The following is a 12,945-nucleotide window of genomic DNA, read 5'->3' as shown; positions in this document are numbered from 1 at the left end:
CTCTCACGCAATTGGTAACACCATGACCCAGAATCCCCTGCTCGCCCCCGTCTCCGACCTGGTCGACTACCAGGCGGTCAAGCCCGCCCACGTGGTGCCCGCCATCGAGGAACTGCTGGGCATCGCCCGCCAGGCCGTGGACCGCGCCGCCGATCCGGCGCTGGCGCCCACCTGGCAAGCCGTGGTCGAGCCGCTGGATACCGCGTCCGAACGGCTGTGGCGCGCGTGGTCGGTGGCCGGCCACCTGAACGCCGTGGTCAACACCCCCGAACTGCGCGAGGCCTACAACGCCGCGCTGCCGCTGGTGACCGAGTTCTCGACCTGGGTCGGCCTGCATGAAGGCCTGTACCAGCAGTACCAGCGCCTGGCCGCCGCGCCCGATTTCGCGTCGTGGACGCCGGTGCGCCGCCGCATCGTCGAGATGGCCCTGCGCGACTTCCGCCTGAGCGGCGTCGAGCTGCGCGGCGCCGACCGCGAGCGCTACGCCGCCATTTCCGACCGCGAGGCGCAGGCCTCGCAGAAGTTCTCCGAGAACGTGCTGGACGCCATCGACGCCTGGTCGCTGCGGATCGAGGACGAGGCCCGCCTGGCCGGCATTCCGGCCGACGTGCGGGCCGCGGCCCGCGCCGCCGCCGAGGAAGACGGCCAGCCGGGCTGGAAGCTGACGCTGAAGATGCCGTGCTACCTGCCCGTCATGCAGTACGCGCAGGACCGCTCGCTGCGCGAGGCGCTGTACCGCGGCTACGGCACGGTGGCGTCAGAACAGGGCGATGCCCAGTTCGACAACTCGCCCCTGATCGAGGAACTGCTGTCCCTGCGCGCCGAGGAATCGAGCCTGCTGGGCCTGGGCACTTTCGCCGCGCTGCGCCTGCAGACCCGCATGGCGCGCGACGCCAAGGAGGTCACCACCTTCCTGCGCGACCTGGCCGCGCGCGCCAAGCCCTACGCGCAGCGCGACCTGGCCGAGTTGAAGGCCTACGCCGCCGCCGAGCTCGGCCTGGCCGAGCTGCAACCGTGGGACGTGGCCTATGCCTCCGAGCGCCTGCGCGAATCGCGCTACGCCTATTCCGAAGACGAGGTGAAGCAGTACTTCACCGAGCCGCGCGTGCTGTCCGGCCTGTTCGAGGTCATCGAAACCCTGTTCGACGTGCGCCTGGCGGAAACGCCGGTGTCGTCGTGGCATGCCGACGTGCGCGGCGTGCGCGTCGAAAGCCCCAAGGGCGACCTGATCGGCTACCTCTATCTGGACCTGTACGCCCGCGCCGGCAAGCAGAGCGGCGCCTGGGTCGACAGCGAGCGCACCCGCCGCGTCGTCGCCGGCCGCGTGCAGACGCCGATCGCCTACCTGACCTGCAATTTCTCGCGCCCCAACGGCGACCGCGCCGCCGTGCTGACGCACGATGACGTCATCACCCTGTTCCACGAAACCGGCCACGCCCTGCATGCGCTGCTGTCGGAAGTGGACGAGCCCGGCGCCGCCGCCTTCGCCAGCGTCGAATGGGACGCCATCGAGCTGCCCTCGCAGTTCATGGAGAACTTCTGCTGGGAATGGGCCGTGGTGCAGAAGCTGTCGGCCCACGTCGACAGCAGCGAACCGCTGCCGCGCGCGCTCTACGACCGCCTGGTCGCGGCCCGCAACTACCAGAGCGGCATGCAGACCGTGCGTCAGATCGAGTTCGCGCTGTTCGACATGCTGATGCACGACCGCGCCAAGGGCGCCAGCATCGCCGAAGTGCTGGCCCTGCTGCAGGAAGTGCGCGCCGAGGTCGCGGTGCTGTTCCCGCCCGCCTGGCACCGCCTGCCGCACGCCTTCTCGCACCTGTTCGCGGGCGGCTACGGCGCCGGCTACTACAGCTACAAGTGGGCCGAGGTGCTGTCGGCCGACGCCTACGAGGCGTTCGAGGAAGCCGCTGCCAAGCAAGCTGGCAACGCCCTGGGCACGCTCGATCCGGCCACCGGCGCGCGTTTCCGCCGCGAAGTGCTGGCCGTCGGCGGCTCGCGCCCCGCGGCCGAATCGTTCGCGGCCTTCCGCGGCCGCGCGCCGCGCATCGACGCGCTGCTGCGCCACAGCGGCATGAGCGCGGCCTGATCGCGCCCACGTCCGCACGGCAACGACGGCCCGCCTCGCGCGGGCCGTTTTGCATGCTTCAGCGGCGATACCGATTCGGGGTCGGCGGCACGCGCTTGCGCCCGGCGGCGGCCCTAGGCCGGCCGCCGGGCCGACACCACCAGCCAGCGCCCGTGCACCGACGGATCCGATCCGGCCTGGCGCCAGAAATGGCGGCTGTCCTCGTCCTGCGCGTGCTTCAGCCGGGTCTGGCAATAGCGCCGCGCCGGCCAGCCCAGCAGGCGATCCAGCCAGCCGCGCCGCCCGGCCTCGGCGACGTTGTGCAGGGTGATGTCGCCAAAGCCGTGGCGCGCCAGCAGCAGGTGCAACTGCGCGAATCCCCACGGCAGCACCGCGGCGCGCGCGCCGGCGTCGGCGCGGCTCGCGCCGGTCCACGGATCCGCATGAAAGCCTCGCACCAGCGCCTGCAACCGGCCGCGCACGTGCCAGGCGTTGGGCGCGGTCAGCACCAGCGTGCCGCCCGGTCGCAGGACGTCGCGAAAGCCGCGCACCAGCAGGCCGGGGTTGGTCGCCCGGTGGATGGCCTCGCTACAGACCACCGCGTCGTAGGCCGCGGTGGCGGGCAACGGCGTTTCCAGGTCGTGCACGGTCAGGCGCCGGTAGCCGTTGGCCGGCGCCGGCAGCATCGCCGGGCCGATGCCATCCACCTCGACCTGGCGTCCGGTCGCCGGGCGCGCCATGTCGCCCAGCCAGCCGCGGTCGCACGGCGCGTCCAGCACGCTGTCGGCCAGGCGGCTGCGCAGGATGTCGAGCACCACGGGGTAGTACGGGAAATAGGGATAGCCGAGCGCGGGATTGGCCGTGGCATTCATGGAGGGCACCTCGCCGGTCACTGACAAGGCCCTGAATGTACCGATCCGGGACGGCCGCGTGGGCGGTTTTGGTTGTTCTCAAACAATATTCCGACAAAGCTTCACAACTGCGCCCCGCGCCGCTTTGCGCCAGGACAAGCCCGCCCCCGCGCGACCCGGCGGCGGCCCCGCCGGCTGCGGGTAGAATCGATGGGTTTATCCCTCAACCGGCGATGGAACCCATGCGACACCTGATTACCGGCCGCGCCTGGCGCGGCTTGCTGTTGGCCCTGTGCATGCTGCTTGCCGCCTGCGGCGACCGCAATGTCGATTGGACGCTCTACAACGTCAAGGGCCACCTGCCCGACCTGAAGTTCTCGCTGCCGGGCGCTGGCGGCAAGACCGTCAGCAGCGACGACCTCAAGGGCAAGACGGTGCTGCTGTTCTTCGGCTACGCCAGTTGTCCCGACATCTGCCCCACCACCATGGCGCAATTGACGGCGGTGCTGCAGAACCTGGGCGACAAGGCGCGCGACGTGCGCATCCTGTTCGTCAGCGTCGATCCGCATCGCGACACGCCGGATATCCTGCAGGCCTACGTCAACGCCTTCAACAACAACGCCATCGGCGTCACCGGCAACGAGAAGCAGGTGGCCGACCTGGCGCGCCGCTACCGCGTCGCCTACCAGATCGAAAAGCCCCGTCCCGGCGACGATCCCGACCAGTACGAAGTGACCCACAGCCGCGGCGTGTACATTTTCGACAATCAGGGCCGCGCCCGCCTGCTGGCCTCGGACACCGACAGCATCGAGGCGATGACCAAGGACCTGCGCCAGCTGATCGACCTGACCTCGTGAGGCCCCGTGCAACATTGCTGCATCGACGATGCGCCGCAGCATGTTGCGTCCTTGCCCCACACACCAGTTGTTACAGCCCCGGCGGCGCGCGCGTGAGTAATATCAGGGCACATCGCCCTTTACCCTCGCAAGGAGTACGCGCATGAGCATCATCATCATGATCATCGTCGGCTTCATCGTCGGGCTGATAGCCCGCGCGATCATGCCCGGAGACCAGAACATGGGGATCATCATGACCACCATACTGGGCATCGTGGGCGCGGTCGTGGCCGGCTTCCTCGGCCAGCACCTGGGCTGGTATGCCCCGGGCGAACCGGCCGGCTGGATCGGCTCGGTGGTCGGCGCGATCATCGTGCTGTTCGTGGTTGGCCTGATCGCCAAGAAGCGCGCCTGACACCGCGGCGCACGCATCAAGCAAAGCGGGCCGATCTTTCGATCGGCCCGCTTTTTTCATGCCTGCGTCGTGCTCAGCCCGGCTGGCCGGCGGCCGCGGGCGCCGCGCCCGGCGCCGGCTGCGCGGCCGTGACGGTGCGCTCGGTCCAGCCGCCGCCCAGCACCTTGTACAAGGTGACCAGGTTCGACAGGCGCGACAGGCGCGTATCGACCAGCGACTGCTGCGCGGTGTAGAGCGAACGCTGTGAATCCAGCACCGTCAGGTAGTCGTCGATGCCCTGGCGGAAGCGCTGCTCGGACAGATCGTAGGCGCGCTGGTTGGCGGCCACCAGCAGTTGCTGGGCCTGGATCTGCTCGTCCAGCGTGCCGCGCCCGGCGAGCGCGTCGGCGACTTCGCGGAAACCGGTCTGGATCGACTTCTCGTACTGCGCGACCTGGATGTTCTTCTGCACCTTGGCCAGGTCCAACCCTGCCAGCAGCGAACCGCCGGCGAAGATCGGCACCGTGATCTGCGGCACGAAGCTCCAGGCGCCCGAGCCCCCGTCGAACAAGCCGCCCAGGCTGGCGCTGGCCGTGCCGGCGTTGCCCGTCAGGCTGATGGTCGGGAAGAACGCCGCGCGCGCCGCGCCGATGTTGGCGTTGGCGCCCTTGAGCTGGTGCTCGGCCGCGCGGATGTCCGGGCGGCGCGCCAGCAGTTCGGACGGCAGGCCGGCCGGCAGCGCGGTCGGCAGCATGCCGTCGTCCAGCTTGACGGCGTTGTCCAGCGCCGCCGAGATTTCCGGCGACAGCGGCTGGCCCACCAGCAGTACCAGCGCGTTGCGGTCCTGCGCGGCCTGGCGCGTGTACTGCGACAGGTTGCGCTGGGCGGTGCGCAGCGACACTTCGGCCTGGCTCAGGTCGAGCGCGGTGGACAGGCCCTGGTCGAAGCTCTGCTTGGTGAGTTTGTACGAGTCGTCCTGGCTCTTGAGCGTGTCGCGCGTCAGGCTCAGCAGCTCCTGGTCGGCGCGCAGCGTCAGGTAGGCGTTGGCCACCTCGGCGATCAGCGTCAGCTGGGTCGCGGTGCGGGTCTCGTCCAGCGCCAGGTACGATTCCAGCGCCTTGTCGCTGAGGCTGCGGATGCGGCCGAACAGGTCCAGTTCCCACGAGGACAGCGCGGCGCCGACCTGGTAGTTGTGGCTGGTGCTGGCCTGGCCGCTGGGCGACAGGTCGGCCGGCGTGCGCTGGGCCGTTTCCTTGCCGGCGATGCCGACGCTGGGCAGCAGGTCGGCGCGCTGGATGCGGTACTGCGCCCGCGCCGCCTCGACGTTCAAGGCCGCCACGCGCAGGTCGCGGTTGTTGGCCAGCGACTGCTCGATCAGCTGTTGCAGCAGCGGATCGGCGAAGAAGTCACGCCAGCCGATGTCGGCCGTGGCCACGGCGCCGGCGGCGTCGGCCTTGTAGGCCGGGCCGGCCGGATAGGCCGACGAGACCGGCGCGTCGGGCCGTTCGTAGGTCGGGGCCAGCGAGCAGCCCGCCAGGGCCGCCGCCAGGGAAAGGGAAACCAGGGTTCTCATCTGCAGCTTCATTGCGGTTTTCCTTCGACGGACACGTCCTGCGCGTCGTTGGCGCTGGGGTCGTGCGGATCGCGTCGCGCGCTCATGCGTTCCACCTTGAACAGGCGCAGCATGATCACGAAGAACGCGGGGACGAAGAAGATGGCCAGGAAGGTCGCCGTCAGCATACCGCCGATCACGCCGGTGCCGATGGCGTTCTGGCTGCCCGAACCGGCGCCCGAGGAGATCGCGAGCGGCACCACGCCCAGGATGAACGCCAGCGACGTCATCAGGATCGGGCGCAGGCGCTGGCGGGCGGCGTGGATCGCCGATTCCGTCAGGCTCGCCCCGGCCTCGTAGTGCTCCTTGGCGAACTCCACGATCAGGATGGCGTTCTTGGCCGCCAGGCCGATGGTTGTGAGCAGGCCCACCTGGAAGTACACGTCGTTGGACAGGCCGCGCAGCAGCGTCGCCCCCAGCGCCCCGATGATGCCCAGGGGCACCACCAGCATGACCGCGGACGGAATCGTCCAGCTTTCATACAGCGCCGCCAGGCACAGGAACACCACGATCAGCGAGATCGCGTACAGCGCCGGCGCCTGGGCGCCCGACAGGCGTTCTTCGTACGACATGCCGGTCCATTCGAAACCCACGCCCACCGGCAGCTTGCTGGCGATGCGTTCCATTTCGTCCATGGCCGCGCCCGAGCTGTAGCCCGGCGCCGCCTGGCCCTGGATGTTGTACGACGGCACGCCGTTGTAGCGGTTCAGCTTCTGCGGGCCGAAGCTCCAGGTGGCCTTGGCGAACGCCGAGAACGGCACCATGTCGCCATCCTTGTTGCGCACGTACCATTTGTCCAGGTCGTCGGGCAGCATGCGGGCCGAGGCCTCGCCCTGCGCGAACACCTTCTTGACGCGGCCGCGGTCGATGAAGTCGTTGACGTACGACGAACCCCAGGCGGTGGACAGCGTGCTGTTGATGTCCGACACGGCCACGCCCAGCGCGCGCGCCTTTTCGCGGTCGATGTCGAGCTGGTACTGCGGCGCGTCCTCGATGCCGTTGGGGCGCACGCCCTGCAGGATCTTGCTTTGCGCCGCCTCGCCCAGCAGCTGGTTGCGCGCGGCCAGCAGTTTTTCATGGCCCACGCCGGCGCGGTCCATCAGCTGGAAGTCGAAACCATCGACGTTGCCCAGTTCCATCACCGAGGGCGGCGGCACCACGAACAGCATGGCGTCGCGCTCGGTCTTCCTGAAGTGGGCGTTGGCGCGCGCCGCCACCGCAGCCGCCTTGAGCTTGGCGTCGCCGCGGTCTTCCCAGTCGCGCAGCTTGATGAACAGGATCGAGGCGTTCTGGCCGCGGCCGCCGAAGTTGAAGCCGTTGACCGCGAACACCGACGTGACCGCGTCCTTCTCTTCGGTCAGCAGATAGTTGGTGGCCTCGTCGATGACGGCCTTGGTGCGTTCGGCGGTGGCGCCGGCGGGCGTCTGGATCTGGGCGAACAGGATGCCCTGGTCTTCGCCCGGCAGGAACGCGGTCGGGATGCGGGTAAACATCCAGCCCATGGCGATGACGATGGCCAGGTAGACCACCATCAGGCGCTTGGTGCGGCCCAGGCCGCGCGCCACGGTATTGGCGTAGCCGTGGCTGCTGCGGTCGAAGGCGCGGTTGAACCAGCCGAAAAAGCCGCGCTTGGTGCCGTGGTGGCCCTTGGGGATCGGCTTGAGCAGCGTGGCGCACAGCGCCGGCGTGAAGACGATGGCGACGATCACCGACAGCACCATCGAGGACACGATGGTGATGGAGAACTGGCGATAGATCACGCCGGTCGAGCCGCCGAAGAACGCCATCGGGATGAACACCGCGGCCAGCACCATGGCGATGCCGATCAGCGCGCCGGTGATCTGGGTCATGGACTTGCGCGTGGCCTGCTTGGGCGTCAGGCCCTCTTCGGCCATCACGCGCTCGACGTTTTCCACCACCACGATGGCGTCGTCCACCAGCAGGCCGATGGCCAGCACCATGCCGAACATCGTCAGGGTGTTGATGGAGTAGCCGAACGCGGCCAGCACGCCGAAGGTGCCCAGCAGCACCACCGGCACCGCCAGCGTCGGGATCAGCGTGGCGCGGAAGTTCTGCAGGAACAGATACATCACCAGGAACACCAGGATGATGGCTTCCACCAGCGTCTTGAACACTTCCTCGATCGACAGGCTGACGAACGGCGTGGTGTCGTACGGATACACCACGTCCATGCCCGGCGGGAAATACGGCTTCAGGTTGTTGATGGTGTCGCGCACCGCCTGCGCCGTATCGAGCGCGTTGGCGCCCGGGGCCAGCTTGATCGCCAGGCCCGAGGCGGGCTTGCCGTTGTAGTAGCTGTCGATGGCGTAGGTCTGGCCGCCCAGCTCGATGCGGGCGACGTTGGCCAGGCGCACCTGGGAACCGTCGGAATTGACCTTGAGCAGGATGCGGCCGAAGTCTTCCGGACGCTCCAGGCGCGACGGGCCGATGATGGTGGCGTTCAACTGCTGGCCACGCACCGCGGGCAGCCCGCCCAACTGGCCGGACGAGACCTGGACGTTCTGTTCCTTGATCGCGTTGACCACGTCGACCGTGGTCAGGCCGTAGTTCACCAGCTTGGCCGGATCCAGCCAGATGCGCATGGCGTACTGCGAGCCGAACAGCTGGAAGTCACCCACGCCCTGCGTGCGGCTGATCGGATCCTGGACGTACGAGGCGACGTAGTCGGCCAGGTCGTCCTTGGTCATCGTGCCGTCGGTGGACACGAAGCCCGCCACGATCAGGAAGTTCTTGGTGGCCTTGGTGACGCGGATGCCCTGCTGCTGCACTTCCTGCGGCAGCAGCGGCTGCGCCAGCGACAGCTTGTTCTGCACCTGCACCTGGGCGGTGTCGGGGTTGGTGCCCTGGCGGAACGTCAGCGTGATGGACATGCTGCCGTCGGAGTTGCTTTCCGAGGAAATGTACTCCAGGCCGTCAAGGCCGTTCATCTGCTGCTCGATCACCTGCACCACGGTGTCCTGCACCGTCTGCGCCGAGGCGCCCGGGTAGGTCACCGCGATGCCGATGGCCGGCGGCGCGATATTCGGATATTGCGAAACCGGCAGTTTCAGGATGGACAACGCGCCGGCCATCATCAGCACGATCGCGATCACCCATGCGAAAACCGGTCTATCGATAAAAAACTTTGCCATGCAAGGCTCCCTGACTACTGCTTGGCCGCCGCGGCGCCCGCTTGCGGTTGCTGCGCCGGCTTGGCGCCGGCTTCGGTGGCAACCACCTCGACACCCGGGCGCACCATCTGCACGCCTTCCACGATGACCTTTTCACCGGCCTTCAGGCCGTCGGTGACCAGCCACTGGTCGCCGATGGCGCGGTCGGTCTTGAGTTCACGCAGTTCCACTTTGTTCTCGGCATTGACCACCAGCGCCGTCGGCAGGCCGCGCTGGTTGCGCGTCACGCCGCGTTGCGGCACCAGCAGGCCGTCGGCGGCGACGCCGTCGACCAGGCGGGCGCGCACGAACATGCCAGGCAGCAGGCGGCGGTCCGGATTGGGGAACACCGCGCGCAACGTGACCGAGCCGGTGCCCGGATCGACCGTGACTTCGGAGAACTGCAGCTTGCCCTGCTGCGTGTATTGCGACCCGTCTTCCAGGGTCAGCGTGACCAGCGCGGCCTGCTCGCCCTCGGCCTTCTTGAGCTGGCCGCTGGACAGCGCGTTCTGCAGGCGCAGCAGCTGCACGCTGGATTGCGTCACGTCGACGTAGATCGGATCGATCTGCTGCACGGCGGCCAGCGCCGTGGCCTGGTTGGCCGTGACCAGCGCGCCCTCGGTGACCGAGGAACGGCCGATGATGCCGTCGATCGGCGACAGCACCTTGGTGTAGACCACGTTGATGCGCGCGGTGTCGAGCGCGGCCTTGGCCGACATCACGTCGGCGACGGCCTGGTCGCGCGTGGCGACGGCGTTGTCGTAGGTCTGCTGGCTGACGGCGCGGGTGGCCACCAGCGGCTTGTAGCGCTCGGCCAGCAGCGCGGCGGTCTTCTGCTGCGCCTGGGCGCGCGCCAGGGCGGCCTTCTGGCTGTCGAGGCTGGCCTGGTAGAGCGCGGGGTCGATCTGGTAGAGCTGCTCGCCGGCCTTGACCTCGCCGCCTTCGGTGAACAGGCGCTTTTGCACGATGCCATTGACCTGCGGCCGCACTTCGGCGACGCGGAACGGCGAGGTGCGGCCCGGCAATTCAGTGGTGAGGGAAACCGGTTTGGTGGTCAGCGTGACGACCGTCACCTGCGGCTTGCCCGCCTGGGGCGCGTCCTGCTTCTTGCCGCAAGCGGCCAACGTCAGGGCCGATGCCGTCAGCGTAAGCACCGCCGCACCGCGCCACATCGCGCTTTTCTTGTTCATAGATTGCATTCCCGATTTCCAACTAAAAAGGTAGCCTCACGCCCGCCCGCCGGGGCCTGCGCCCACAGGGAGACCGTGGCGGCCGCCGGACATCTGGCGGCAACAACGGCGCGACCCGAACCGTGCATCGGTTCGGCTCGTGAGGATTGACTGGGGTGTGGTTTCGCCTCAGACATTCAGGCAGGGCATCGACGCTTTGCTGCATTGCAGAATTGGCATTTTGCGTTATCCCGCCCGAGAAACAAAGAGGCATATTGAGAAAACATCATTCCAGATATGGGACAATAAATCGCCCCATCGTGTGACAGAATCCCTTCCATGAAACGTCTACAAGGCATGGAGCTCTTCGTGGAGGTCGCCAAGACGCACAGTTTTAGCCGTGCGGCCGCCGCCCTGGGAGTGCCCAAATCGACATTGTCTCGCCAGGTGGCCGAACTGGAACGGTCCGTAGGCCTGCGCCTGCTCAGCCGCACCACCCGCAAGGTGGAGCTGACCGACGCTGGCCGGCTGTACTTCGAGCGCTGCCAGCGCATCGTCGCCGAGGCCCAGATCGCCCACGAGGAACTGCAGAAGCTGGTCGACACGCCGTCGGGGCCGCTGCGGGTGAACATGCCGGCCGACTTCGGCACGGACTTCCTGGCCGAATCGTTCATGGAGTTCTCGCGCCGCTATCCCGACGTCACCTTCTTCCTGGACCTCGCCAATCCGGACCACGCCCAACGCGTGTTCCAGACCTGCGATATTTCCATCGAGATCGGCGAACTGCCCGACTCGACCCAGATCGCGAGACTGCTGGGCATGCTGCCCGCCCATCTTTATGCCTCGCGGGAATACCTGGAAAAGCACGGGGAACCCAAGCACCCCAGTGACCTGACCCGCCATGAGTGCATCGAGTTCCGCGCCGAAGGCGCCGGCCGCGTCACCCGCTGGCCGCTGAACAGCGGCGACCAGCACATCCAGTTCACGCCCGGCAACCGCTTTTCCGTGAACGGCGTGGCGATGGCCCGGCGCCTGGCCATGCTGGGCGCGGGCATCACCGTGCTGGTCGGCGGCCAGACCGCCGAGCAGAAATCGGGCCAGCTGCGGCGCGTGTTGCCGGACTGGCAACTCGGACCGTTCCCGGTATATGCCGTCACGGAAACCCGGCTGCTGCCCGCCAAGACCCGGATCTTCATCGAATTCCTGATGGAGCGCCTGGGGGGTGACGGGCAGGCGAAGGATACCGCGCCATTCATGAAATGACGGCGGCTCGGAAACAGACTGAAAAATTTGCTCGCGGCCGGTAGGCGCCGGCCCGGCCTGCGCGCGGCGGCGCCCGGCCGCCGCCGCGGTCAGAAGCGTTCGTCGTCGCGCAGGTAGCGCCACTGCCCCAGCGGCAGGTCGCCCAGGGCCACGCGGCCGATGCGCACGCGCTTCAGGCCCACCACCTTCAGGCCCACCAGCTCGCACATGCGGCGGATCTGGCGCTTCTTGCCCTCGCGCAGCACGAAGCGCAGCTGGTCGTGGTTCTGCCAGCGCACCTGGGCCGGCTTGAGCGCCTTGCCATCCAGCGACAGGCCGTGGTTGAGCAGCGCCAGGCCGTTCTCGGACAGCTCGCCCTGCACCCGCACCAGGTATTCCTTGTCGACGCTGGAATCCTCGCCGATCAGCAGCTTGGCCACGCGGCCGTCCTGCGTCAGCACCAACAGGCCCTGCGAATCGATGTCCAGCCGCCCGGCCACGGCCAGGCCGTCCAGGTGGCCGCGCTCGAAGCGATGCGGGCTGCGGTCGCCGGCGAAGCGCGAGCGCGCGTCGATCAGCGCGACCGCGGGCGTGTAGCCCTTTTCGGCCTGGCCCGAGACGTAGCCCACCGGTTTGTTGATGAGGATGGTGACGCGCGACGTCTGGCGCGCCTGGGCGGCGCGTTCCAGCGTGATGACCTGGTCGGGGAAGGCGCGCGCGCCCAGTTCGGACACCACTTCGCCATCGACCCGCACCCAGCCGCGCTCGATATAGCTGTCGGCCTCGCGGCGCGAACAGAGTCCTCGCTCGGACATGAGCTTGGAGATTCGTACTTTTTCCATGGCCGGTATTGTATGCGGAGCGCACCCCCCGGCCACGAGCCACGTGCCGCGCCGGCGCGGGGGCCTGCGGCAATCGGCCACAGGGGCAGGCATCGAAGCGGGGCCCCGGCCTTGGCATAATACGCAGCCATGATGATCTCAGCAGCAGCACATCGCCCTCCCCTCGCGGCAGGCTGGCTGGCCAGCGCGCCGCCGATCCTGTCGCTCACCCAGCGCCACTGGCTGTTCCGTCCCGGCGCCCTGACCGCCGGCCTGCGCCAGGTTGGCCACGTGCGCCTGCGGGTGCTGACCGAATACGCCGACGGCGCGCCGGCCGACGAAGCCCGCGCCATGCGCATCGCCCCCGGCGCACCGGTGTGGGTGCGCGAGGTGCTGATGTCGGTCGACGGCATCGACAGCGTGCCCGCGCGCAGCCTGACGCCGCTGCGCGCCTCGCACGGCGCCTGGCAAGGCATGCGGCGCCTGCTGACGCGGCCGCTGGCCGACATGCTGTACCACGACAGCACCGTGGTGCGTTCGCCGTTCGCCTGCCGCCTGCTGGCGTCGCCGGTGCCGTTTTACGCCACCGCCGCCGGCGTCCTCATCCGCAATGGCCGCGAGCGCGATGCGCAGCGCGTCTGGGCCCGGCGCTCGGTGTTCTGGCGCCAGGGCCAGCCGCTGCTGGTGGCCGAATGCTTCCTGCCCGACTTCTGGACCTTGCAGGCGGGGCGCCAGGCCCCGCCCCTGGTGCCGCACCAGCGCACCCCGCGCTGACCGCCGCG

Annotated in this window: 10 protein-coding genes; 5 read left to right on the top strand and 5 right to left on the bottom strand. The window is 68.5% G+C overall.

Going from position 1 to position 12,945, the window contains the following annotated elements:
* Positions 1–22 precede the first annotated feature (22 nt).
* Positions 23–2,089 (top strand): M3 family metallopeptidase, encoded by a 2,067-nt coding sequence (locus AC1HFW_RS05390; RefSeq protein WP_479282155.1) that lies wholly within the window; start codon positions 23–25, stop codon positions 2,087–2,089.
* Positions 2,090–2,202: 113 nt separating this feature from the next.
* Here AC1HFW_RS05390 and AC1HFW_RS05385 read toward each other — a convergent pair whose 3' ends face one another.
* On the bottom strand, positions 2,203–2,940 hold the full coding sequence (locus AC1HFW_RS05385; RefSeq protein ID WP_050813150.1) for a class I SAM-dependent methyltransferase: 738 nt from the start codon (positions 2,938–2,940) through the stop codon (positions 2,203–2,205).
* A 221-nt stretch (positions 2,941–3,161) separates the two neighbouring features.
* Between AC1HFW_RS05385 and AC1HFW_RS05380 the strand changes: the two genes are divergently transcribed.
* A complete protein-coding gene (locus AC1HFW_RS05380) occupies positions 3,162–3,776 on the top strand; it encodes an SCO family protein (RefSeq protein ID WP_061074354.1) in 615 nt (204 codons plus the stop codon).
* A gap of 142 nt (positions 3,777–3,918) precedes the next feature.
* On the top strand, positions 3,919–4,170 hold the full coding sequence (locus AC1HFW_RS05375; RefSeq protein WP_006394392.1) for a GlsB/YeaQ/YmgE family stress response membrane protein: 252 nt from the start codon (positions 3,919–3,921) through the stop codon (positions 4,168–4,170).
* A 73-nt stretch (positions 4,171–4,243) separates the two neighbouring features.
* On the opposite strand, the gene adeC is transcribed toward AC1HFW_RS05375, so the two are convergent.
* The 3 genes from adeC to AC1HFW_RS05360 are packed head-to-tail and all read right to left on the bottom strand — an operon-like array spanning position 4,244 to position 10,121.
* Positions 4,244–5,734: an AdeC/AdeK/OprM family multidrug efflux complex outer membrane factor gene (gene adeC / locus AC1HFW_RS05370; RefSeq protein ID WP_006394391.1), complete on the bottom strand. Its 1,491-nt coding sequence runs from the start codon at positions 5,732–5,734 to the stop codon at positions 4,244–4,246.
* Entirely contained in the window at positions 5,731–8,913 is a 3,183-nt protein-coding gene (locus AC1HFW_RS05365) for an efflux RND transporter permease subunit (protein WP_061071554.1), read from the bottom strand. The genes adeC and AC1HFW_RS05365 overlap by 4 nt, the downstream gene beginning before the upstream one ends.
* Positions 8,914–8,927: 14 nt before the next feature.
* The gene (locus tag AC1HFW_RS05360; RefSeq protein WP_061071555.1) at positions 8,928–10,121 is read right to left on the bottom strand and encodes an efflux RND transporter periplasmic adaptor subunit; all 1,194 of its coding nucleotides are present in this window, start codon (positions 10,119–10,121) and stop codon (positions 8,928–8,930) included.
* Between the two features lie 336 nt (positions 10,122–10,457).
* On the opposite strand from AC1HFW_RS05360, the gene AC1HFW_RS05355 reads away from it, so the two are divergent.
* Complete coding sequence (locus AC1HFW_RS05355) at positions 10,458–11,363, top strand: LysR family transcriptional regulator (RefSeq protein ID WP_006394388.1); 906 nt, start codon at positions 10,458–10,460, stop codon at positions 11,361–11,363.
* 89 nt (positions 11,364–11,452) lie between these two features.
* Here the strand turns inward: AC1HFW_RS05355 and AC1HFW_RS05350 are convergent, their stop codons facing one another.
* A complete protein-coding gene (locus AC1HFW_RS05350) occupies positions 11,453–12,184 on the bottom strand; it encodes a pseudouridine synthase (RefSeq protein ID WP_006394387.1) in 732 nt (243 codons plus the stop codon).
* 132 nt (positions 12,185–12,316) lie between these two features.
* Here AC1HFW_RS05350 and AC1HFW_RS05345 point away from each other — a divergent pair, with 132 nt between their 5' ends.
* Entirely contained in the window at positions 12,317–12,937 is a 621-nt protein-coding gene (locus tag AC1HFW_RS05345) for a chorismate--pyruvate lyase family protein (RefSeq protein ID WP_479286465.1), read from the top strand.
* Positions 12,938–12,945: the final 8 nt, after the last annotated feature.

Source organism: Achromobacter sp. ISS7, from assembly GCF_056523125.1.
This window is presented reverse-complemented; position numbering and strand designations above follow the sequence as displayed.

Excerpts from the sequence above, each read along its gene's own strand:
- AC1HFW_RS05345 (WP_479286465.1), top strand. The coding sequence starts at position 12,317 with ATGATCTCAGCAGCAGCACATCGCCCTCCCCTCGCGGCAGGCTGGCTG.
- AC1HFW_RS05385 (WP_050813150.1), bottom strand. The coding sequence starts at position 2,940 with ATGAATGCCACGGCCAATCCCGCGCTCGGCTATCCCTATTTCCCGTAC.
- AC1HFW_RS05365 (WP_061071554.1), bottom strand. The coding sequence starts at position 8,913 with ATGGCAAAGTTTTTTATCGATAGACCGGTTTTCGCATGGGTGATCGCG.
- AC1HFW_RS05355 (WP_006394388.1), top strand. The coding sequence starts at position 10,458 with ATGGAGCTCTTCGTGGAGGTCGCCAAGACGCACAGTTTTAGCCGTGCG.
- AC1HFW_RS05390 (WP_479282155.1), top strand. The coding sequence starts at position 23 with ATGACCCAGAATCCCCTGCTCGCCCCCGTCTCCGACCTGGTCGACTAC.
- AC1HFW_RS05375 (WP_006394392.1), top strand. The coding sequence starts at position 3,919 with ATGAGCATCATCATCATGATCATCGTCGGCTTCATCGTCGGGCTGATA.
- AC1HFW_RS05360 (WP_061071555.1), bottom strand. The coding sequence starts at position 10,121 with ATGAACAAGAAAAGCGCGATGTGGCGCGGTGCGGCGGTGCTTACGCTG.
- adeC (WP_006394391.1), bottom strand. The coding sequence starts at position 5,734 with ATGAAGCTGCAGATGAGAACCCTGGTTTCCCTTTCCCTGGCGGCGGCC.
- AC1HFW_RS05380 (WP_061074354.1), top strand. The coding sequence starts at position 3,162 with ATGCGACACCTGATTACCGGCCGCGCCTGGCGCGGCTTGCTGTTGGCC.
- AC1HFW_RS05350 (WP_006394387.1), bottom strand. The coding sequence starts at position 12,184 with ATGGAAAAAGTACGAATCTCCAAGCTCATGTCCGAGCGAGGACTCTGT.